Annotated in this window: 24 protein-coding genes; 18 read left to right on the top strand and 6 right to left on the bottom strand. The window is 69.8% G+C overall.

Annotated features, from left to right (window positions below; all coding sequences use genetic code 11):
* Position 1 precedes the first annotated feature (1 nt).
* Together PBN85_RS04745 and fumC are read right to left on the bottom strand one after the other, a co-directional pair.
* On the bottom strand, positions 2-1,327 hold the full coding sequence (locus PBN85_RS04745; protein WP_271300296.1) for a methyl-accepting chemotaxis protein: 1,326 nt from the start codon (positions 1,325-1,327) through the stop codon (positions 2-4).
* Positions 1,328-1,684: 357 nt separating this feature from the next.
* Positions 1,685-3,073 carry a class II fumarate hydratase gene (gene fumC / locus PBN85_RS04740; RefSeq protein ID WP_271300295.1) on the bottom strand — a complete coding sequence of 463 codons (1,389 nt, stop codon included), beginning with the start codon at positions 3,071-3,073 and terminating at the stop codon, positions 1,685-1,687.
* A 64-nt stretch (positions 3,074-3,137) separates the two neighbouring features.
* Here fumC and PBN85_RS04735 point away from each other — a divergent pair, with 64 nt between their 5' ends.
* The gene (locus PBN85_RS04735; protein WP_271300294.1) at positions 3,138-3,713 is read left to right on the top strand and encodes a hypothetical protein; all 576 of its coding nucleotides are present in this window, start codon (positions 3,138-3,140) and stop codon (positions 3,711-3,713) included.
* Positions 3,714-3,732: 19 nt separating this feature from the next.
* Here PBN85_RS04735 and PBN85_RS04730 read toward each other — a convergent pair whose 3' ends face one another.
* Entirely contained in the window at positions 3,733-4,146 is a 414-nt protein-coding gene (locus tag PBN85_RS04730) for a GNAT family N-acetyltransferase (protein ID WP_235199734.1), read from the bottom strand.
* A gap of 2 nt (positions 4,147-4,148) precedes the next feature.
* Positions 4,149-4,634, bottom strand: coding sequence for an SspB family protein (locus PBN85_RS04725; RefSeq protein WP_037534460.1), 486 nt, complete (start codon positions 4,632-4,634; stop codon positions 4,149-4,151).
* Between the two features lie 75 nt (positions 4,635-4,709).
* Between PBN85_RS04725 and hisB the strand changes: the two genes are divergently transcribed.
* The 10 genes from hisB to PBN85_RS04675 all read left to right on the top strand — a co-directional run bounded on the left by hisB (position 4,710) and on the right by PBN85_RS04675 (position 10,700).
* Complete coding sequence (hisB, locus tag PBN85_RS04720; RefSeq protein WP_037534462.1) at positions 4,710-5,297, top strand: imidazoleglycerol-phosphate dehydratase HisB; 588 nt, start codon at positions 4,710-4,712, stop codon at positions 5,295-5,297.
* Entirely contained in the window at positions 5,294-5,611 is a 318-nt protein-coding gene (locus tag PBN85_RS04715) for a YciI family protein (protein ID WP_051583445.1), read from the top strand. The genes hisB and PBN85_RS04715 overlap by 4 nt, the downstream gene beginning before the upstream one ends.
* Positions 5,608-6,213 (top strand): imidazole glycerol phosphate synthase subunit HisH, encoded by a 606-nt coding sequence (hisH, locus tag PBN85_RS04710; RefSeq protein ID WP_037534464.1) that lies wholly within the window; start codon positions 5,608-5,610, stop codon positions 6,211-6,213. The genes PBN85_RS04715 and hisH overlap by 4 nt, the downstream gene beginning before the upstream one ends.
* A complete protein-coding gene (gene hisA / locus PBN85_RS04705; protein ID WP_271300293.1) occupies positions 6,210-6,947 on the top strand; it encodes a 1-(5-phosphoribosyl)-5-[(5-phosphoribosylamino)methylideneamino]imidazole-4-carboxamide isomerase in 738 nt (245 codons plus the stop codon). The genes hisH and hisA overlap by 4 nt, the downstream gene beginning before the upstream one ends.
* Entirely contained in the window at positions 6,944-7,186 is a 243-nt protein-coding gene (locus tag PBN85_RS04700; RefSeq protein ID WP_271300292.1) for a hypothetical protein, read from the top strand. The genes hisA and PBN85_RS04700 overlap by 4 nt, the downstream gene beginning before the upstream one ends.
* Positions 7,183-7,944: an imidazole glycerol phosphate synthase subunit HisF gene (gene hisF, locus PBN85_RS04695; RefSeq protein ID WP_037534468.1), complete on the top strand. Its 762-nt coding sequence runs from the start codon at positions 7,183-7,185 to the stop codon at positions 7,942-7,944. Before PBN85_RS04700 ends, hisF begins: the two co-directional genes overlap by 4 nt.
* A gap of 119 nt (positions 7,945-8,063) precedes the next feature.
* Positions 8,064-8,219 carry a hypothetical protein gene (locus PBN85_RS04690; RefSeq protein WP_200870405.1) on the top strand — a complete coding sequence of 52 codons (156 nt, stop codon included), beginning with the start codon at positions 8,064-8,066 and terminating at the stop codon, positions 8,217-8,219.
* Positions 8,220-8,251: 32 nt separating this feature from the next.
* Entirely contained in the window at positions 8,252-8,560 is a 309-nt protein-coding gene (locus PBN85_RS04685) for a phosphoribosyl-ATP diphosphatase (protein ID WP_037534469.1), read from the top strand.
* A gap of 10 nt (positions 8,561-8,570) precedes the next feature.
* Positions 8,571-8,948 (top strand): histidine triad nucleotide-binding protein, encoded by a 378-nt coding sequence (locus tag PBN85_RS04680; RefSeq protein WP_037534472.1) that lies wholly within the window; start codon positions 8,571-8,573, stop codon positions 8,946-8,948.
* A 159-nt stretch (positions 8,949-9,107) separates the two neighbouring features.
* Positions 9,108-10,700, top strand: a complete 1,593-nt coding sequence (locus PBN85_RS04675; protein WP_271300291.1) for an amino acid permease — start codon at positions 9,108-9,110, stop codon at positions 10,698-10,700.
* 376 nt (positions 10,701-11,076) lie between these two features.
* On the opposite strand, the gene PBN85_RS04670 is transcribed toward PBN85_RS04675, so the two are convergent.
* Entirely contained in the window at positions 11,077-12,075 is a 999-nt protein-coding gene (locus PBN85_RS04670) for an adenosine kinase (RefSeq protein WP_037534476.1), read from the bottom strand.
* Positions 12,076-12,177: 102 nt separating this feature from the next.
* Between PBN85_RS04670 and PBN85_RS04665 the strand changes: the two genes are divergently transcribed.
* From PBN85_RS04665 to PBN85_RS04655, 3 genes are all read left to right on the top strand, one after another.
* A complete protein-coding gene (locus tag PBN85_RS04665) occupies positions 12,178-12,864 on the top strand; it encodes an EI24 domain-containing protein (RefSeq protein WP_037534479.1) in 687 nt (228 codons plus the stop codon).
* Positions 12,861-13,223, top strand: a complete 363-nt coding sequence (locus PBN85_RS04660; protein ID WP_271300290.1) for a hypothetical protein — start codon at positions 12,861-12,863, stop codon at positions 13,221-13,223. Before PBN85_RS04665 ends, PBN85_RS04660 begins: the two co-directional genes overlap by 4 nt.
* 411 nt (positions 13,224-13,634) lie before the next feature.
* Positions 13,635-14,711, top strand: coding sequence for a PepSY-associated TM helix domain-containing protein (locus PBN85_RS04655; protein WP_271300289.1), 1,077 nt, complete (start codon positions 13,635-13,637; stop codon positions 14,709-14,711).
* Here the strand turns inward: PBN85_RS04655 and queG are convergent.
* Positions 14,708-15,760 (bottom strand): tRNA epoxyqueuosine(34) reductase QueG, encoded by a 1,053-nt coding sequence (gene queG, locus PBN85_RS04650; RefSeq protein WP_271300288.1) that lies wholly within the window; start codon positions 15,758-15,760, stop codon positions 14,708-14,710. The two genes, PBN85_RS04655 and queG, sit on opposite strands and share 4 nt — an antisense overlap.
* A 66-nt stretch (positions 15,761-15,826) precedes the next feature.
* Between queG and PBN85_RS04645 the strand changes: the two genes are divergently transcribed.
* The 4 genes from PBN85_RS04645 (at position 15,827) to msrB (ending at position 19,650) form a co-directional block, all read left to right on the top strand.
* Positions 15,827-16,747: an ABC transporter ATP-binding protein gene (locus PBN85_RS04645; RefSeq protein ID WP_271300287.1), complete on the top strand. Its 921-nt coding sequence runs from the start codon at positions 15,827-15,829 to the stop codon at positions 16,745-16,747.
* Entirely contained in the window at positions 16,744-17,967 is a 1,224-nt protein-coding gene (locus tag PBN85_RS04640; protein WP_271300286.1) for an ABC transporter permease, read from the top strand. Before PBN85_RS04645 ends, PBN85_RS04640 begins: the two co-directional genes overlap by 4 nt.
* Positions 17,968-18,091: 124 nt before the next feature.
* Positions 18,092-19,087, top strand: coding sequence for an endonuclease/exonuclease/phosphatase family protein (locus PBN85_RS04635; protein WP_271300285.1), 996 nt, complete (start codon positions 18,092-18,094; stop codon positions 19,085-19,087).
* Between the two features lie 68 nt (positions 19,088-19,155).
* Positions 19,156-19,650: a peptide-methionine (R)-S-oxide reductase MsrB gene (gene msrB / locus PBN85_RS04630; RefSeq protein ID WP_271300284.1), complete on the top strand. Its 495-nt coding sequence runs from the start codon at positions 19,156-19,158 to the stop codon at positions 19,648-19,650.
* Positions 19,651-19,925: the final 275 nt, after the last annotated feature.

Here is a 19,925-nt window from a genome sequence, read left to right as displayed (position 1 = left end):
CCTACCCGCTCCGGCGGGTCAGCGCGGCGCGGCGCGGCGCTATCGGCGTCAGCACCCGACCGCCGCCGGCCGGGGCGGGTTCGAGCCGGAAGCGCGCGATCTGCTGCCCCAGTTCGGCGGCGCGACCGGCCAGGCCGGAGGAGGACGCCTTGGTCTCCTGCGCCATTGCGGCATTTTCCTGCGTCATCACGCTCAGTTCGTTGATCGCCGTGTTGATCTGGCCGAGCCCCTCCGCCTGACTGCGTCCGCTGTCGGCGACCCGCGCGACGAGCGCACGCGCGTCCTCCACGCGCTCGCGGATATGGCGGAGCGCCGCATCGGTCTCGCCGACCAGCCGCACGCCGGTGGCGATCTCGCCGCCGACCGCGCCGACGCGCGCCTTGACCTCGCGCGCGGCTTCGGCGGACCGCTGCGCGAGCGCGCGCACCTCCTGCGCCACCACCGCGAAGCCGCGGCCGGCATCGCCCGCCCGCGCCGCCTCGACACCCGCGTTGAGCGCGAGCAAATTGGTCTGGAAGGCGATGCCGTCGATCAGCGCGATGATGTCACCGATTTCGGTGCCGCTCCGCTCGATGCCATGCATCGCCGCGATCGCGCGCTGCGCCACGTCGCCGCTCGCCGCGGCGGCCGCACTCGCCTCGGCCGCGAGCTGATCGGCGCGGATGCCGTCCGCTGCCGCCGCCGCGACATCGCGCGTCAGCACCTCGAGCGCGGCGGCGCTTTCCTCCAGCGCGGCGGCCTGGCGTTCGGTGCGCTCGGCAAGCGCCTCGGCATCGCGGCGGATCGCATGCGTGTCGGCATCGATCGCATCGGCACGCTCGCCGACCCCGGCGATGATCGCGCGCAGATCGACGAGCACCTTGTTATAGGCGGCGCGCACCGGCTCGTACCGCTCATCGAGCCTGGTCGCGATCGGCTGGGTGAGATCGCCCCCGGCCAGCCGGCTCAGCCCGCCGGTGATCGCCGTGATGAGCGCGTCGATCTCGCTGATGTCCATGCAGGTCGCGATGATCGCGGGGCGCCCGTCATTCTCCGCGAGGAAGACCGACACCAAGGCGGGGAACTGGCTGCCGTCCTTGCGCAATCCGCGGAACGGCATCCGCGCGACGCCGGTACGCTCCACCTCCTGCAACAGAGCGGCGGTCGCGGCGCGCGAGGATACGCCATTGTCCTGCAATTCGGGGGACGTCAGTCCCAGCGGCTGGCCGATGAAGTCGTCGCGGGTGCGGCCGAACAGCCGCAGCGCCGCAGGATTGCAGTCGATATACCGCCCGTCCTGCACCATGTAGATCGCCTCCGGCGAGGCATTGAAGTAAAATTCGGCCATCGATGGACGCTTCCGCCCGACAATCCAGTTTCGCACCGCTTATCCGCCTCCCCCATCGCTCTGATTAACTAATGTAGAGCAAATTTCGGCGGCATCGCGGCCGTCCGCATAGGGAATTGGCGGCTTTCGCCGCTAGTGGCCGCCGCCCGACGACAGTATCTGGTTAATCCGAATGGCTTCGCCCGAACGCGGAAGCAGAATTATTTTCACCGCCGATACGGAGGCGATCTCCGTATCGCGGCGACCGGAATTGCTGTCGCCGATCCCGTCCCGACCCGGACGGAATCGTGCCGCGAACGTGGTTCAGCCGGCAAAAGCCTCCGGATCAGCGCGTCACCGGCTGCCGCATCGCGACATCTACCGCCCGATCATCGTCTCCGGCCGCACCAGCCGGTCGAAGGTCGCTTCGTCGACCAGCCCGAGCGCCAGACCCGCCTGGCGCAGCGTCGTGCCGGTCTGATGGGCGTGTTTGGCGATCTTGGCGGCATTGTCATAGCCGACCTCGGGCGCCAGCGCCGTTACCAGCATCAGCGATTGCTCGACCAGTTGCGCGATACGGTCGCGATTGGCGCGGAGGCCTGCGACGGTGCGGTCGGCGAAGCTCTGCATGCCGGTGCTGAGCAGCGCGATCGACCGGAGCACGTTCGCCCCGATCAGCGGCTTGAAGACGTTGAGCTCCATATGGCCCTGCAAACCGCCGACGGTGACCGCGACATTGTTGCCCATCACCTGCGCGGCGACCATCGTCAGCATCTCGGCCTGCGTCGGATTGACCTTGCCGGGCATGATCGAGCTGCCGGGCTCGTTGGCGGGCAGGTCGAGCTCGCCGAGGCCCGAGCGCGGGCCGGAGCCGAGCAGGCGGATGTCGTTGGCGATCTTGGTCAGCGCGACGGCGAGGACGTTGAGCGTGCCGTGGAGGTCGACCAGCCCGTCGTTCGACGCCAGCGCCTCGAACTTGTTGGGCGCGGTGACGAACGGCAGGCCGGTCAGCGCGGCGATCTCCGCCGCGACATCCTCGGCGAAGCCTTGCGGCGCGTTCAGCCCGGTGCCGACCGCGGTGCCGCCCTGCGCGAGCGGCAGGATGGCGCGTTCGACCGTGCTCTCGATCCGCGCCCGCGCATTGGCGAGCTGCTGGACATAGCCCGAAAATTCCTGGCCGAGCGTCAGCGGCGTCGCATCCTGCAGATGCGTGCGGCCGATCTTGACGAGATCGTCCCACTCCGCCGCCTTGGCGGCGAGCGCGTCGTGCAGGCTCTGCAAGGCGGGATAGAGCTGTCGCGTCACGGCCAGCGCGGCGGCGACGTGAAGCGCGGTCGGGAAACTGTCATTGGACGACTGGCCGCGGTTGACGTCGTCATTGGGGTGGATGGGGGTCTTGCCACCGCGCGTGCCGGTCAGCCGCTCGTTGGCGCGGCCGGCGATCACCTCGTTGACGTTCATGTTCGACTGGGTGCCGCTGCCGGTCTGCCAGATGACCAGCGGGAATTGATCGTCGAGCGTCCCGGCGACGATCTCCGCCGCCGCGGCCTCGATCGCCTCGGCCTTGTCGGCGGCGAGGCCATGACGGCGATTGACCCGCGCCGCGGCCTGTTTGACGATCGCCAGCGCATGGACAATCTCGACCGGCATCCGCTCGCGCGGACCGAAGGGGAAATTCTCGAGGCTGCGTTCGGTCTGCGCGCCCCAATAGGCGTCGGCGGGAACCTCGATCGGGCCGATCGAGTCGGTTTCGGTGCGCGTGGTCATGCGACGCAATATCACCGTCGGGGTGGGTTGATTCAAGGGCAGCGGTCGCGCAGTCTCGGCGCTGATGATTTGGATCGCCCTGCTGGTCGCGCAGCCGACCGCCGCCGCGCCCTGCGCTTATGATCGCGATCGGCTGCTCGCGCTCGATCTGGACGCTTTCGATCAGGATATGACCGGCGGTTGGCGCAAGTTGGAGGAGGATGGGTGCGAGGCGGACGCGGCCGACCTCATCCGCGACTGGCGCGTCGCGCATCATGCCCGCGAAACCATCCTGTACTGGCACGAGGGGCAGTTGCGCGCCGATCTAGGCCAGACCGCTGCGGCGATCGCGTTGTTCCGCCGGGCCTATAAGACTGCCAAGCAGGATCATGGCTTCGGCTGGAATCTCTATGTCGACGGCACGATCGCCTTCCTGCGCCGCGACCGCCCGGCGTTTGACATGGCGAAGGCCAAGCTCGCCGCGCTGCCGCGCCCGACCGGCGTTACCTTCAACGGTCCTGACGGCAAGCCGCACCCTGTCTCCTGGCCGTTGAATATGAACGTCTTCGAGGGTCTCGCGCGGTGTTGGGACAAGCCATACAAGGCGGCCTATGCGTGCGCGAAGCCGTTGTTTCGAGTGACGAAACCCGATCCGGCATAGCATCGCCGCCCAGCCACGGTCAGCCGATCCGCTTCGACAGGAAGAATCGCGCTTCGTCCGGTGGATAGTCGTCGATCTGACCGAAGCAGCGATAGCCGAGCTTTTCGTAGAAGCCGCGCGCCTGGAAGCTGAAGGTATCGAGCCACAGGCCGACGCAATCGAGACGCCGCGCCTCCGCCTCCGCCGCGGCCATCAGCTGCCGGCCGAGCCCCTGCCCCCGCATTGTGCTCGGAACGACGAGATATTGCACGAACAGCCAGCGATAGCTCGCCATGCCCCACAGACCGCCGACGATAGCGCCGGCTTCGTCGCGCAGCACGATCGCGACCGGGTGACGCTCGGTCGGCCCGACCGCCGCATCGTTGAAGGCGACGAGCGGCGCGAGGATCGCCTCGCGCTCCCGATCCCCGGGCGCGGCGACGATCTCGATCACGCTTATTTCTTCCGCTTGAAGTCCACGCTGACCACGTTGGATCCGTCCGGCGCAGGTGTCGCGGTCGGGCCGTCGTTCTCCGCCTCGTCATGCGGCTCGGGGCCGTCGCTCGGGTCCTCGGTCGCCTGGAAGCGCAGTTCGAAATTGACCGCGGGGTCGTGGAAGCCGGTGATCGCCGAATAGGGGATGACCAGCTTGGACGGCACCTGGTTGAAGCTCAGCCCGACGGAGAATTTGCGCTCGTCGACCAGCAGGTCCCAATAGCGGTTCTGCAGCACGATCGTCATTTCGTCGGGGAAGCGTTCGATCAGCCGCTGCGGGATGTCGACACCCGGCGCCTGCGTCTTGAAGGTGATGTAGAAGTGATGCTCGCCGGGCAGGCCGCCCGATTCGGCGACGGAGCCGAGCACCCGTCCGACGACGGCACGCAGCGCCTCCTGGACGATCTCGTCATACGGGATAAGGCTATCGGGCAGGCCATCGGTCATGCCCCTTGGGTAGCGTATCGCCGGGACGGGTCAAGATTGTGTGTGACGCCGCACGCTCCTATGGGACGAGCCGACATGCGCAGCGCCACGATCAACCGCTCCACCGCCGAAACGCGGATCGACGTCACCGTCAATCTCGACGGCACCGGCGTCTATTCGATCAACACCGGCATCGGCTTCCTCGATCATATGGTCGAACAGCTCAGCCGCCACGGGCTGATCGACATCGACCTCAAGGTCGACGGCGACCTGCATATCGACGGGCATCACACCGTCGAGGATTCGGCGCTGGCGCTCGGCCAGGCGGTGGCGCAGGCGCTCGGCGACAAGCGCGGCATCCGCCGTTATGGCGACGCGCTGTCGCCGATGGACGAGACGCTGACCCGCGTCGCGCTCGACATTTCGGGGCGGCCGTGGCTGGTGTGGAAGACCGCCTTCACCGTGTCGCGGCTCGGCGAGCTCGACACCGAGCTGATCGAACACTGGTTCCACAGTTTCGCGCAGACCGCCGGCATCACGCTCCACGTCGAGACGCTGTACGGCAGCAACAACCACCATATCGTCGAGGCGGCGTTCAAGGGCCTCGCCCGCGCGCTGCGCGCCGCGGTCGAGATCGATCCGCGCAAGGCGGATGCGATCCCCTCGACCAAGGGCGTGCTGTGAGCGAGCCCTTCGCCCGGCCGGGCGCCCATATGTGCATCGTCTCGCTGACCTATGGCGGCGACCTCGATGCGATCGACGCGGCGATGAGCGATCATGTCGACTGGCTCGCCGACGGCTATGCCAACGGCCGGTTCGTCGCCTCGGGCCGCAAGCAGCCGCGCAGCGGCGGGATCATCATCGTCGTCGGCAGCAAGAGCGTGACCGAGGAGCTGATCGCCACCGATCCCTTCGTGTCGCGCGGGCTGGCGACGGCGGAGATCATCCCCTTCACCGCGAGCATGGCGGCGCTGCCGCTCGGCGACCTGCTGTCATGACGATCGCGCTGATCGACTATGGCGCGGGCAACCTCCATTCGGTGGAGAATGCCCTGCGTGCGGCGGGCGCCACCGACCTTACCGTCACCGCCGATGCCGAGGTGGTAGCCCGCGCCGATCGCATCGTCCTGCCCGGCGTCGGCGCGTTCGGCGCCTGCGCGCGGGCGCTGCGCGACGTGCCGGGGATGATCGAGGCGATGGAGCGCCGCGTCCGGCGCGAGGGCGCGCCGTTCCTCGGGGTGTGCGTCGGCATGCAGTTGATGGCGGATTCCGGCGAGGAGATGGGCGTCCATCAGGGGCTCGGCTGGGTGCGCGGCCGGGTGCGGCGGATCGAGCCGGGCACGACGGACGCCAAGGTGCCGCATATGGGCTGGAACGACGTCGTGCCGCGCGGCGACCATCCGCTGGTGCCGGCGGGCGAGGCCTATTTCCTGCACAGCTATATGTTCGAGGGCGAGGACGTGATCGCGACCAGCGACCATGCCGGCCCGGTCACCGCCGCGATCGCACGCGACACGATGCTCGGCGTCCAGTTCCATCCCGAGAAGAGCCAGCGCTACGGCCTGGCGATGCTTGCCAAATTCCTGGAGTGGCGGCCGTGAGCCTGATCGTCTTCCCCGCCATCGACCTCAAGAACGGCCAGGTCGTCCGCCTCGCCGAGGGCGATATGGACCGCGCCACCGTCTATGGCGACGATCCCGCCGCACAGGCGATGCTGTTCGCCGAGGCGGGGGCGCAGCATCTCCACGTCGTCGACCTCGACGGCGCCTTTGCGGGGGAATCGGTCAATGGCGAGGCGGTGCGCGGCATCGTCGCGCGCTTTCCCGGCCACGTGCAGCTCGGCGGCGGCATCCGCAACCGCGCCAGCGTCGAACGCTGGTTCGATCTCGGCGTCTCGCGCGTCGTCATCGGCACCGCCGCGCTCGACGATCCCGATTTCGTCCGCGGCGCGGCGCGCGACTTTCCCGGCGGCGTCGTCGTCGCGGTCGATGCGCGCGACGGCATGGTCGCGACCAAGGGCTGGGCGGACGTGTCGACGACCAGCGTCGTCGATCTCGCGCGGCGGTTCGAGGATGCCGGGGTGGCGGCGCTGCTGTTCACCGACGTCGGTCGCGACGGATTGCTCAAGGGCGCAAATATCGAGGCGACGGTCGACCTCGCCCGCTCGGTCGACATTCCGGTGATCGCCAGCGGCGGCGTCGCGGGAATCGCCGACATCCACGTCCTCGCGCTGCACGCGCGCGACGGCGTGGAGGGCGTCATCACCGGTCGCGCGCTGTACGACGGCCGGCTCGACCTCGCCGCCGCGCTCAGCGTCGCGCAGGCGGCGGAATGATGAACCCGGGTCTCGCCGGTCTGTTCGCCGGGGGCATGGCCGGCGCCTATGTGCCGACGCTGCGCGACCAGATCCGCGACGGCCGGATCGAGATGCCGCTCGGCGGGATCAACCCGATCGGAGTGCGGCGCGACGAGCATCCGCTCGCCTTCCTGCTCTGTAGCGTCGCGATGGTCGGATGTGTCGCGATCCTGTTGATCGTCTCGGCGATCCTCGTCGTGCGGGCATTGCTGTCATGACCGTCCGCGCCCGCGTCATCCCATGCCTCGACGTCGCCGACGGGCGCGTCGTCAAGGGCGTCAATTTCGTCGCGCTGCGCGACGCCGGCGATCCGGTCGAACAGGCGCGCGCCTATGATGCCGCCGGGGCGGACGAGCTCTGCTTCCTCGACATCACCGCCAGCCATGAGGATCGCGGCACGATCCTCGACGTGGTTAGGCGGACCGCGTCGGTCTGCTTCATGCCGCTGACCGTCGGCGGCGGCGTCCGCTCCGCCGAGGACGCGCGCGCGCTGCTGCTCGCGGGGGCGGACAAGGTCGCGGTCAATTCGGCGGCAGTGGCACGGCCCGAGGTGGTCGCCGACATCGCCGAGCGTTTCGGCAGCCAATGCTGCGTCGCCTCGGTCGACGCGCGCCGCGTCGGCGAACGCTGGGAGGTGTTCACCCATGGCGGCCGTCGCCCGACCGGGATCGATGCGATCGCCCATGCCGAACGGCTCGCCGCGCTCGGCGCGGGCGAGTTGCTCGTCACCTCGATGGACCGCGACGGCACGCGCAGCGGCTACGACCTCGCCCTCGTCCGCGCGATCGCCGACCGGGTGAGCGTGCCGGTGGTGGCGAGCGGCGGCGTCGGCGGGCTCGACGATCTCGTTGCCGGGGTGCGCGACGGCCACGCGAGCGCGGTGCTTGCCGCCTCGATCTTCCATTTCGGCGAGGCGAGCATCGCCGACGCGCACGCCGCCCTCGCCGCGGCGGGAATACCGGTGCGTCGCCACTGAGCGCATCGCCCTGCCCTCACCCGCGGCGCTGCGCGCCCTCCCCTCTCCCGCCGGGAGAGGGGAGGAGACGGCGTCGGAGGCAAGGGGTGAGACAGCAAAGACGTGCTACGGAACCGCCTATGATCGCGCTTCTCTCCGTCGCGGGCGGCCACTCCGGCGTCGTCCATCGTCGCACCGGCCCCGAATGGTCCGACCTTGCGCTGTTCGTCGTCGCGGCGCTCGGCCTGTGGCTGGTGCGGCGCGCGTTGCGGCGGCGGTTCACAGGTAAGGATTGACCGGCACCCGCCTCTCGCGCCAAGCGGGGGCGATGGACCCGCTCGACCGCCTGGACGCCACGATCCGCGCCCGCCGCGACGCCGCCGACCCCGGCCGCTCCTATGTCGCCAGCCTGTTCGCCAAGGGGCGGCCCAAGATCGCGCAGAAGGTCGGCGAGGAGGCGACCGAGACGGTGATCGCCGCGCTCGCCGCGCCGGAAACGCTCGCCGCCGAGGCGGCCGACCTCGTCTTCCACCTGCTCGTGCTGCTCGCCGACGCCGGACTGGGGCTGGACGACGTGCGCGCCGAACTGGCCCGGCGCGAGGGCGTATCGGGCCATGACGAGAAAGCCTCGCGCTAGGAGGACCGAGATGCCGATCGACGCCACGCAGCCCTATGACGACCAGAACGTCTTCGCCCGCATCCTGCGTGGCGAGATCCCGTCGCGACGCGTCTACGAAGACGATTATGCCGTCGCCTTCCACGATATCGCGCCTGTCGCGCCGGTGCATATCCTCGTCGTCCCGCGCGGCGCCTATGTCTCGTGGGACGATTTCAGCGCGCGCGGCTCGGCCGAGGAGATCGCCGGCTTCGTCCGCGCGATCGGCCATGTCGCACGCGAGCACGAGCTGGTCGCACCGGGCTATCGCCTGCTCGCCAATATCGGCGGCGATGCCGGGCAGGAGGTGCCGCACCTCCACGTCCACCTGTTCGGCGGGCGTCCGCTGGGGCCGATGCTGGCGGGCTGAAAACACCCGTCTCGGCGATGGCACCGGCGCCGCGCGCTGCGGTGAGCCGGGCCGCTTACCCAGATAAGGGATTGCCTCTGCCCCATTAGGGGTTAGCATCGTTCGCTTCACCATGCGGCGGCAGTCAACGACCGTTCGCATCTGGGGGGATAGAGCTTCATGATTTTCGGGCGCGTCAAACCTCTCGACGCCATTCTCGCCACCGCCGAAAAACGCGGGCTGCACCGCTCGCTCGGCGCGTTCCAGTTGACCATGCTGGGGATCGGCGCCGTCATCGGCACCGGCATCTTCGTCCTCACCTCCGAAGCCGCGCAAAAGGCGGGGCCGGGCATGCTGCTGTCGTTCGTCGTCGCCGGCTTCGTCTGCGCGGTCGCGGCGCTCTGCTATTCCGAACTCGCCTCGATGGTGCCGGTATCGGGATCGGCCTATACCTACACCTATGCGGTGACGGGCGAGATCCTCGCCTGGATGGTCGGCTGGGCCTTGATCCTCGAATATGCTGTCGGCGCGAGCGCGGTCGCGGTCGGCTGGTCGAACCATGCGGTCGGATTGCTGCGCGGATTGGGCGTCGCCTTCCCCGCGGCGATCAGCAACGCCGATGCGCTGATGGCGCATATGCAGATCGCGTTCGGGGCGACGCCCAATGCCGATCTGCAGACCGCCATGTCGGTCGGCGGCTGGATCAACGTGCCGGCGGTGATCGTCGTCGCCTTCGTCACCTGGCTGCTCATCATCGGCACCACCGAGAGCGCGCGCGTCAATGCGGTGCTGGTGCTGATCAAGATCGCCGCGCTCACCGCCTTCGTGGCGCTGACCGTGCCGGTCGCCAATGCGACCAATTTCGATCCCTTCCTGCCGACCGGCGGCGTCGGGGTGCTTGGCGCCGCGGCGTCGATCTTCTTCGCCTATGTCGGCTTCGACGCGGTGTCGACCGCGGCGGAGGAGACCAAGAACCCGCAGCGCAACGTGCCGATCGGCCTGATCGGCAGCCTGGTGATCTGCACCATCTTCTACCTGCTCGTCGCGAGCGGCGCGATCGGCGCGATCGGCGCGCAGCCGGTGATGAGCGCCGGTCAGGTGCTCGCACCCGGATCGGCCGAACTCGCTGGCCGCTGCGCCAGCATCGTCGCGGGCGGCGCCGTCGAGCCGCTGGTCTGTTCGAAGGAGGCGCTGGTCCATGTGCTCGACACGATCGGCTGGCCGGCGATCGGGCGGCTGGTCGGCCTCGCCGCGGTGCTGGCGCTGCCGTCGGTGGTGCTGATGATGATGTTCGGCCAGACCCGCATCTTCTTCACCATGGCGCGCGACGGGCTGCTGCCCGAACGGCTCGCCGCGGTGCATCCGAAGTTCCGCACGCCGCACGTCGTCACCGTCGTCACCGGCGTCGCCGCGGCGATCGCGGCGGCGGTGCTGCCGGTCGGCAAGCTCGCCGATTATTCCAACGCCGGGACGCTGTTCGCCTTCCTGATGGTGGCGGTGTCGGTGATGGTGCTGCGCAAGACCGATCCGGGCCGCAAGCGGCCGTTCCGCACGCCGGGGGTCTATATCGTCGCGCCGCTCGCGATCATCGGCTGCGTCGGCCTCTATCTGTCGCTGCCGCTGACCGCCAAGCTGGTGCTGCCGATCTGGGGGCTGATCGGGCTGTTGATCTATTTCGGCTACAGCCGCCGCCGCTCCTACGTCGGGCGCGGCATCTTCGACACGGTCGACGATCCGGCGATGCAGCCGGAAGTGGCCAAGCCGCTGGACTGACCGTCCGGACGATCGACATGAGAAAGGCCGGGGGAGCGATCCTCCGGCCTTTTTCGTGGCGGGAGGGGCGCCGATCGATGACGCGATGAGCCCTGCTCTTCTCCGCGCCTTCGCGTGACGATGATCGCGCGAAGACGCGAAGACGCAAAGAGGGTGTGAGCGGGGCCAAGCCCCTGCCCCGTTACCGTTCGAGGGAATCGCTGCGTCGAGACGGACGCGCCATCTTCGCGCCTTCGCGTCTTCGCGTGATATTTGCGCAGCCGCGCGGCGGACGCGGGGTAGCGTCCGGCAGCTACATTCTATCGCCGAAGCGCTGTCTCTGCGTCCCCTGCGCCTCCGCGCGCAAAAGCTCACGCGGCGGCGCAGAGGGCAAGGATCAGCCGAGCTTGCTCGCGGCGAGCGCCTTCATGTCGACGTTGGGGCGGGCGCCGAAGTGGCTGATGATCTCCGCCGCGCAGATCGCGCCGAGCTTGAGCGACGCTTCCAGCCCCTTGCCCTGCGCCTGACCGTGGAGGAAGCCCGCCGCGAACAGGTCGCCGGCCCCCGTCGTGTCGACGACGCGCGCGATCGGCTCGGCGGCGACGTCGGCGCGCTGGCCGTGCTGGATCGCGCTCGCCCCTGCCGCGCCGCGGGTGACGACCAGGGTCGGCACCTGCGCGGCGAGCTTGGCGACCGCCGCATCGAAATCCTCGACCTCGGCGAGCGCGGTCAGCTCGCCCTCGTTGGCGAACAGGATGTCGATGAGGCCATCGGCGATCAGTTGCCGGAAATCGCCGCCGTGGCGGCCGATGCAGAAGACGTCAGACAGCGTGAAGGCGACCTTGCGGCCGGCCTTGCGCGCCGCCTCGATCGCCGCGCGCATCGCCGCGCGCGGCTCCTCGGGATCCCACAGATAGCCTTCGAGGTAGAGGATCGCCGCATCCTCGATCATCGCCAGATCGAGCGCCTGCTCGGGCAGATATTGCGACGCGCCGAGATAGGTGTTCATCGTCCGCTGGCCGTCGGGCGTAACGAAGATCAGGCAGCGCGCGGTGGTCGGCTGGCCGGGACGGACCGGCGTGGCGAAATCGACGCCGGCGGCGCGGATGTCGTGCGCGAACACCTCGCCGAGCTGATCGTCGGCGACCTGGCCGATGAAGGCGGTGCGGCCGCCGAGCGCGGCGATGCCGGCGACGGTGTTCGCCGCCGAACCGCCCGACACCTCGCGTCCCGGACCCATTTTGGCATAGAGCGCGTCGGCATCCTCGGGCGAGAACATCAGCTGCATCGATCCCTTGGCGACGCCGATCGATTCGATGAAGGCGTCGTCCGCCTGCGAAAGGATATCGACGATCGCATTGCCGATCGCGACCACGTCATATTTGGGCTGGGACAAGGATAAGGCTCCGAAAGCGAAACGCCGTCCCTAGAGGGCGCACGGCGGGCGCGCAACGTGGCGGCGGTTGACGCGGGCGCCGGTGCGCGTCACGCCGGGACGATGCTGCGCGCGCTCGCCCTGTCCGTCGCCCAATTGACCGATGGCGCGGTGCTGCGCGTGCTGGTCAAGTCGCTGCTGGTGACGCTCGCGGTCTTCGCGGCGTTGGGCGCCGGCCTGTATGTCGGATTGCGGGCGTTGCTCGTCGGCGGGCTCGGCAGCGGCTATGGCGATGGCCTTGCCGGCGCGGCGGCGGTGGTGCTGATGGTGCTCGGCGCATGGCTGCTGTTCCGGGTGATCGCGGTCGCGGTGCTCGGGCTGTTCGGCGACGAGGTGGTCGCGGCGGTCGAGGCGCGCCACTATCCCGCCGCCCACGCCGCGGCGCGGACGGTCGGCCCGGCGCGCTCTGTGCGGCTGGCGCTCGGCTCGGCGGCGCGGGCGGTGGCGGTCAACCTGCTGATGCTGCCCGTCTATATCGCGCTGCTGTTCACCGGGATCGGACCGGCGATCGGCTTCTTCCTGGTCAATGCGGTGCTGCTCGGCCGCGACCTCGGCGAGATGGTGGCGAGCCGGCATATGGACGATGCGACGATGCGGGGCTGGCGCACGGCGACGCGGGGGCAGCGCTTCCTCCTCGGGCTTGTCGGCACCGGGCTGTTCGTGGTTCCGCTGGTCAACCTCGTCGCGCCGATCCTCGGCGCCGCGATGGCGACGCACCTGTTCCATGCGTCGAAGGGGATGAAGGCGTGAAGACGGTTGCGGTATTGGGATTGGCCCTGCTGGCGGGAGCGTGCGCCGCACCGGGGGTCGCGCCGCCGACCGCCAGCAAACCGGTCATCCCCTATACCAGCGCCGGGCTGGAGCGGGTGATCGGCCAGAACGAGGCGGGGCTGGTCACGCTGTTCGGCAAGCCCGACGCCGACATCCGCGAGGGCCCCGCGCGCAAGCTGCAGTTCGCCGGGCCGATCTGCGTGCTCGACGCCTATCTCTACCCCGACGGATCGCAGCCGCCGCGCGTCACCTATCTCGACGCGCGCGAACCCGACGGCAGCAGCATCGATCGCGCGAGCTGCGTCGCGGCGCTGACCCGGCGCGACGGCGGGAAGTAGCAGGCGGTTCGCTGGTGGGGCGCGGGGGAGCGAGGTGATGTCGCTTGCCTGAGCGATGACCGTTCCCGCAACACCGTGACGAGCCCGAGCGGGCGGGAGCCTATTGGCATCGTTAATGGGTTCGAGACGCCTGCCCCAAATCACCCACCACCCCGGCCTTTGCCTTCGCCGGGGTGGGGAAAGTGGTGGGCTCGTGACGTCCGCAGACGTTTCGATTCGTTCCGGGACCCATGTTGGCCCCGTTTAGGAGCGGCCGCGACGGCGACCGATGACTGTCGGGCACGTCACGCCTGACGGGCCTACCCGGCAAGAACCTCACATCACGGTGAAACCTTCATCGCTATTGCGAACCACTTGCGATACTATCCCACGCCGTTTAAGTCCCGCGTTTCACCATCGGGGGACATCACAATGCGGCTGCTGTCGCTGCTGCATCGCTGGATCGGCGGGATCGCCGGGCTGCTGCTCGCCCTGCTCGGCCTCAGCGGGGCGCTGCTGGTCTGGCGTGATCGACTGACCTTCGTGCCGCATGCCGGTGATGCGCCGCACCACGATCCGGCGGCGCTGGCGCGGATCGTCGACACGCTGGCACAGGGCGACCGTGCGATCGACCGGATCAGCTTCGCGAGCGACGCGATCGGCGTTCACCAGATCGCCTTTGCCGATGGCGGCGGCGCCTATCTCAGCCAGAGCGGTGAGACCGTCGCGCGCTGGTCGTCGCTGTGGCAGCGCCCCGAATTGTGGCTGTTCGACCTGCACCACCGGCTGCTGCTCGGCGAGACGGGCGAGACGATCAACGGCATCGCCGCGCTGATCGGCCTGGGCTTCGTCATCAGCGGCGTCATCCTGTGGTGGCGGATGCGCCCGCGCTTCCGGCCGCGGCTGTGGCCGGCGAAGATGACCGCGGGGGCGATCGTCCACCAGCATCGCGATCTCGGCGTGCTGACCGCGCCGCTGCTCGCGGTGTCGCTGCTCACCGGCGCGATGATGGCGCTGCCCGCGGTCGGCGACCTGCTGGTCGGGCGCGACGCCAAGCCGGCATTGCCCGACGTGCCGCCGGCGCCGGCGGGCGCGCGGCCGGCCTATGCCCTGGTCTTCGCCGAGGCAGCGGCCCGCTTCCCGGAAGCCGAGCCGCGGCGGCTGCAATGGCCGCGCAAGCCCGGCAAGCCGATCGCGCTGCGGTTGCGGCAGCCGTTCGAATGGACGCCGAACGGGCGCACCTTCCTCTATTTCGATCCCGCGACGCTGGCGGTGGCGGGGGTGGTCGATCCGGCGCAGGCGGCCGGCAGCGGCTGGTGGCGCGAGAAGCTCTATCCAATCCATGCCGCCAAGGTCGGCGGGATCGTCTGGAAACTGGCGATGACCACATCCGGACTGGCGCTGGCGATGCTCGGCAGCCTTGCCGTCTACGGCTTCTGGCGGACGCGCTGGCAGGCGCGGCAGCGGCGGGCGCGGCCGGCGCGCCGCGTCCTGCGGTCAGCCGGCTAGCCGGCTAGCCGCGCCATCGCCCAGGCGGCGGCCTCCGCGACGACCGGGTCGGCGTCGTCGCGCAGCCGGGCGAGCGCCGGGAGCAGCTCTGCCGCGCCGCTGTTGCCCGCGGCGATCGCGGCGTTGCGCACCATGCGGTTGCGGCCGATCCGCTTGATCGGCGATCCGGCGAAGACCTGCCGGAAGCCGGCATCGTCGAGATCGAGCAGGTCGGCGAGCGCGGGCGCGGTCAGCTCGGCGCGCGGCTGGAAGGCGAGGTTCGCCGCCGCTGCCGCCGCGAACTTGTTCCACGGGCAGACCGCAAGGCAATCGTCGCAGCCATAGATGCGATTGCCGATCGCGGCACGGAACTGGTCCGGGATCGGCCCGGCATGTTCGATCGTCAGATAGGAGATGCAGCGCCGCGCATCGAGCCGATAGGGTGCCGGGAAGGCATCGGTCGGACAGGCGCGCTGGCAGGCGTCGCACGAGCCGCAACTGTCGCGGCCCGCGGCATCGGGCGCGAGGTCGAGCGTCGTGTAGATCGCGCCGAGGAACAGCCAGCTGCCATGCGCGCGGCTGACCAGATTGGTGTGCTTGCCCTGCCAGCCGAGCCCCGCCGCCTCGGCGAGCGGCTTTTCCATCACCGGGGCAGTGTCGACGAACACCTTGAGGTCGCAGCCCGCCTCCTGCGCCAGCCAGCGGCCGAGCGCCTTCAGCGCCTTCTTGACGACATCGTGATAGTCGCCGCCCTGCGCATAGACGGAGATGCGCGCGCGCTCCCCCTCCCCGGCCAGCCGCAGCGGATCGGCGGCGGGCGCGTAGCTCATGCCGAGCGCGACGATGCTGCGCACCGCCGGCCATAGTCCGGCAGGCGAGCCGCGGTGATGCGCGCGCTCCTCCATCCAGATCATGTCGCCGTGCCGCCCCTCGTCGAGCCACTGGCGCAGCCGCGCGGCGGTGTGCGGCGCGGCGTCGGCGCGCGCGATGCCGCAGGCAACGAAGCCCAGCTCCGCCGCCTTGGCCTTGATCCTGCTGGCGATATCGGCTTGCGGCTTGTCTTGCGGCACGTTCGCCCGCTACCACAGGCAGCGCCGCGATACACGCCTCGTGACGCGGCGAACGGGGGACGGGGTTTGGCGGACGATTGGGCGGTGCTCGCCGAACAGCTGGTGAAACGCTTCGGTGACCGGCGGGTGGTCGACGGGATCGATCTCGCGGTGCCGCGCGGCGCGATCTACGGCGTGCTCGGCCCCAATGGCGCGGGCAAGACGACGACGCTGCGCACCTTGCTCGGCATCGTCGAACCCGATGGCGGCCGGCGCGTCGTGCTCGGCCACGAGGCGCCGCGCGAGGCGAGCGACCGAATCGGCTATCTGCCCGAGGAACGCGGCCTCTATCCGTCGATGAAGGCGCGCGACGCGATCGCCTTCATGGGCGCGCTGCGCGGCCTCGACCGCCGCACCGGCCGCACCCGCGCCGCCGAGATGATGGAGGCGGCGGGCCTCGGCCATGCCATCGACGAGAAGATCAAGAAACTGTCCAAGGGCATGGCGCAGCTGGTGCAGTTGCTCGGCTCGGTCGTGCACCGCCCCGACCTGCTCGTGCTCGACGAGCCCTTCTCGGGGCTCGACCCGGTCAATCAGGAAAAGCTCGAGGCGCTGATCCTCGCCGAGCGCGATCGCGGCGCGACGGTGCTGTTCTCGACGCATATCATGGCGCATGCCGAGCGCGTCTGCGACCGGCTGGCGATCATCGCCGGCGGCAAGCGCCGCTTCGAGGGGACGGTGGACGAGGCGCGCGGCACGCTGCCGAGCCGCGTCCGCTATCTGCCGACCCGCCCCGATCCCGCCATTGCTGCCGTGCTGCCGCGCGACGCGGTGCCCGATGGCGACGGCTGGCGCTTCGAACTGCCGCCCGAAGGGATCGAGCGCCTGCTGGTGACGCTGATCGAGCGCGGTCATGGCATCGCCGGCCTGTCGATCGAGCGGCCGGGCCTGCACGATGCCTTCGTCCGCATCGTCGGCCGCGCCGCAGCCGAAGGAGAGATGGCATGAGCGCGATGCGCACCCTGCGTCAGGCGCTGACGATCGCGCGGCGCGATTTCGTCGCGACGGTGTTCACCCCCGTCTTCCTGCTGTTCCTGTTCGCGCCCGTGCTGCTCGGCTCCTTCTCGGCGATCGGCGGGATGGGCGCGGCGAGCGTCGCCGACAGCCGTGCCGACAAGACGCGGATCATCGCGATCGTCGGCGATCCGGCCGCGGGCGCGATGGCGGCGGCGGACAAGCGGCTGCGCACCGCCTTCCGCCGCGACGACGAGGCGCCGCCGGTGCTGGTCACCGAACGGCCCGGCCGCGATCCCGCCGCCCAGGCCCGCGCCGCCTTCGCCAGCGATCAGTTCGAGGCGAGCGCCGTCCTCTACGGCCCGCTCGACCGGCCGCAGATCTCCTATGGCGCGCGCGGCGGCCGCGCCGCCGATTACCTCGCGCTGCTCGCCGCGGAGACGGTCGCGGCGGAACGCGGCGGCACGACGCCGACAATCGCCGCGGTCAAGACGGCGAGCGAACGGCCGCGCAGCTCGGCGGCCAATCGCCGCCAGTCCGCGTCGTTCGCGGTGTTCGGCGTCTTCCTGCTCAACCTGTTCCTCGCCAGCCAGGTGGTCGGCACGATGGCGGAGGAGCGCAACAACAAGGTGATCGAGGTGCTCGCCGCCGCGGTGCCGCTGGAGAGCGTCTTCCTCGGCAAGCTGCTCGGCATGTTCGGCGTCGCCCTCCTGTTCGTCGGCTTCTGGGGGACGATCATCGCGCGGCTCGGCGCGCTGCTGCCGCCCGACGTGGCCTCGGCGCTGGCGATCCAGGCGGCGGTCGGCATGCCGGCGTTCGTCGCACTGTTCGTGCTCTATTTCACCATGGCCTATCTGCTGCTCGGTTCCGCCTTCCTCGTCGTCGGCGCGCAGGCGTCGACCCCGCGCGAGATCCAGATGCTCGCGCTGCCGATCTCGATCGTGCAGATGGGGATGCTCGCGCTGGCGCTCGCCGGCACCGCGCGGCCGGACAGCTGGATCGCGACGGTCGCGCAGCTCTTCCCGCTGTCGTCGCCGTTCGCGATGGCGGGCCAGGCGGCGACCTCGCCGTCGCTGTGGCCGCATGTCGCGGCGATCGCGTGGCAGTTGCTGTGGGTGACGATCTTCATCACGCTCGGCGCGCGGCTGTTCCGCCGCGGCGTGCTGCAATCGGGCAGCGCGCGGCCGTTCTGGAAGCGCGCCCGCTCCGGCTGAGCGCCGCCAACCTGCCGCGACGGCACGATTCCCATGTCAGATGACACCTATGTCATCGCTCGTACGTCACCGCGTCACACGCCTGAGCCTAATGACGGTTCCAACGTGATGGGGGGTTCGTATCATGCGGATGCCGGGTGTGCTGCTGTTGGCGTCGGTGCTGTTCGTCACCGGTCTTGCCGAGCCGAAATCGGTGATGGCGGTGGAGCCGTCGGTCGTCCACGCCGTGCCCACGGCCGGCCCGGTGACGGTGCTCTCCTATAATGTCGAAGGCCTGCCCTGGCCGCTGACGCATGGCCGCACCGCCGCCGCTGCGACGATCGCCGCCGAATTGCGCGCGATGCACGACCGCGGCGACGGGCCGCAGGTGGTCGCGATGCAGGAGGCGTTCGGCGCGGCGCAAAAGGCGATCGGCAGCGCCGCCGGCTATCGCTACGTCGCTTACGGGCCGAGCGCCACAGACGATCGCGCTGCGCCGACGACCGCCGACCAGCGCGCCTTCGTCGCCGACGCGAGCCTGTGGCATGGCGAGACCGAAGGCGCGCGCGAGGATAGCGGCCTCGCCGTCTTTTCCGATTATCCGATCCTGTGGGTCAAGCGCGTCGCCTTCCCGGCTTATGCCTGTGCCGGTTTCGACTGCCTCGCCAACAAGGGGATGCTCGCGGTCGCGTTGCGCGTGCCGGGGCAGAGCGCGCCGCTGGTCGTCGTCGACACCCACCTCAACTCGCGTGCCGCCTCCGGGGTCAAGGACGCGCGCAGCTTCTATGCCTATCAGCGGCAGGCCGATGCGCTGCGCAGCTTCATCGCCGGCGTCGGCGCGGGCGGCGCGTCGGTGATGCTCGCCGGCGACTTCAACGTCGGCAACGATCCGCAGCGGCAGGCCTATCTCGGCGCGGCGCTCGGCGGCGACGGCATGACGATCGCCGCGTCGGAGACGGCGTGCGGCGCGACCTGCCGCGCGATCGCGCCGACGCCGACGCTGGCGCATGCCAAGACCCTGGTCGCCTATCACGGCACGCTGACCACGGCGGGCGCGACGCGCAGCTTCGGCACGCTGCCCGACGGCGACCGGCTGTCCGACCATATCGGCGTGATCCGCCAGTTCGCCTTCAACCTGTGACGGGTACGCCAGCGTACCGACGCGGCGCGGGGGATGCGGCGACGGCGGCGGCGCCTTACATAGCGGACATGGCTCACGATCCTTCCCGCCGTTCGTTATTGTCGCTGGCTGCCGCAGGCGTCGCCGGCGTCGCTCTCTGGGGCTGCCGCAGCGCGCCCGCCGCCGCCGCCGAGCGTTTCCCGGTGCAGATGAGCGATGCGGCGTGGCGCAAGAAGCTCGGCGATCAGGCCTGGGCGGTGCTGCGTCACGAGAGCACCGAACGACCGTTCACCAGCCCGCTCAACGACGAGCATCGCGCCGGCACCTTCCTGTGCAAGGGCTGTGCTTTGCCGCTGTTCGCCTCGCGCACGAAGTTCGACAGCGGCACGGGCTGGCCGAGCTTCTACGCGCCGCTGCCGCAGGCGGTGGCGACACGCACTGATTCATCGCTGATGATGCAGCGCGTCGAGGTGCATTGCCGCCAGTGCGGCGGCCATCTCGGCCACGTCTTCGACGACGGGCCGAAGCCGACGGGCAAGCGCTATTGCATGAACGGCGTCGCGATGACCTTCCGCTCGGCGTAACCGGGAGCTTCCGGAGGGCGCCGTTTCGTCCGGCGCTGCAGTCTCGGCGCGGAGTGCGGCCCGCTCGCTAACTCACGCCCGTTCGTGGCGTATCGCTGCCCTTCATCGCACCCCCTCCGCGCCTCCGCGCCTCCGCGTAAATCAAAGATTCGCGCTAGGCGCACCGATCGAGGGATTCACGCGAAGGCGCGATGCCGCGAAGGTGAAGAGGGTTCACGCGGAGGCGCGGAGAAGTGGATTGGGGGGCGCGCGCGCTTCGGTTTGGCGTCGGCGGC

The organism is Sphingomonas sp. CV7422, from assembly GCF_027945725.1.
Classification (GTDB): Bacteria; Pseudomonadota; Alphaproteobacteria; order Sphingomonadales; family Sphingomonadaceae; genus Sphingomonas; species Sphingomonas kyungheensis.
Note: the sequence above shows the minus strand (reverse complement) of the source record. Positions and strands in the feature narration are given on the sequence as shown.

What these genes read in the sequence shown, in the direction of transcription:
- PBN85_RS04745 (WP_271300296.1), bottom strand. Translation starts at nt 1,327, where the DNA reads ATGGCCGAATTTTACTTCAATGCCTCGCCGGAGGCGATCTACATGGTG.
- fumC (WP_271300295.1), bottom strand. Translation starts at nt 3,073, where the DNA reads ATGACCACGCGCACCGAAACCGACTCGATCGGCCCGATCGAGGTTCCC.
- PBN85_RS04735 (WP_271300294.1), top strand. Translation starts at nt 3,138, where the DNA reads ATGATTTGGATCGCCCTGCTGGTCGCGCAGCCGACCGCCGCCGCGCCC.
- PBN85_RS04725 (WP_037534460.1), bottom strand. Translation starts at nt 4,634, where the DNA reads ATGACCGATGGCCTGCCCGATAGCCTTATCCCGTATGACGAGATCGTC.
- hisB (WP_037534462.1), top strand. Translation starts at nt 4,710, where the DNA reads ATGCGCAGCGCCACGATCAACCGCTCCACCGCCGAAACGCGGATCGAC.
- hisH (WP_037534464.1), top strand. Translation starts at nt 5,608, where the DNA reads ATGACGATCGCGCTGATCGACTATGGCGCGGGCAACCTCCATTCGGTG.
- PBN85_RS04700 (WP_271300292.1), top strand. Translation starts at nt 6,944, where the DNA reads ATGATGAACCCGGGTCTCGCCGGTCTGTTCGCCGGGGGCATGGCCGGC.
- hisF (WP_037534468.1), top strand. Translation starts at nt 7,183, where the DNA reads ATGACCGTCCGCGCCCGCGTCATCCCATGCCTCGACGTCGCCGACGGG.
- PBN85_RS04690 (WP_200870405.1), top strand. Translation starts at nt 8,064, where the DNA reads ATGATCGCGCTTCTCTCCGTCGCGGGCGGCCACTCCGGCGTCGTCCAT.
- PBN85_RS04685 (WP_037534469.1), top strand. Translation starts at nt 8,252, where the DNA reads ATGGACCCGCTCGACCGCCTGGACGCCACGATCCGCGCCCGCCGCGAC.
- PBN85_RS04680 (WP_037534472.1), top strand. Translation starts at nt 8,571, where the DNA reads ATGCCGATCGACGCCACGCAGCCCTATGACGACCAGAACGTCTTCGCC.
- PBN85_RS04675 (WP_271300291.1), top strand. Translation starts at nt 9,108, where the DNA reads ATGATTTTCGGGCGCGTCAAACCTCTCGACGCCATTCTCGCCACCGCC.
- PBN85_RS04665 (WP_037534479.1), top strand. Translation starts at nt 12,178, where the DNA reads ATGCTGCGCGCGCTCGCCCTGTCCGTCGCCCAATTGACCGATGGCGCG.
- PBN85_RS04655 (WP_271300289.1), top strand. Translation starts at nt 13,635, where the DNA reads ATGCGGCTGCTGTCGCTGCTGCATCGCTGGATCGGCGGGATCGCCGGG.
- PBN85_RS04640 (WP_271300286.1), top strand. Translation starts at nt 16,744, where the DNA reads ATGAGCGCGATGCGCACCCTGCGTCAGGCGCTGACGATCGCGCGGCGC.
- PBN85_RS04635 (WP_271300285.1), top strand. Translation starts at nt 18,092, where the DNA reads ATGCGGATGCCGGGTGTGCTGCTGTTGGCGTCGGTGCTGTTCGTCACC.
- msrB (WP_271300284.1), top strand. Translation starts at nt 19,156, where the DNA reads ATGGCTCACGATCCTTCCCGCCGTTCGTTATTGTCGCTGGCTGCCGCA.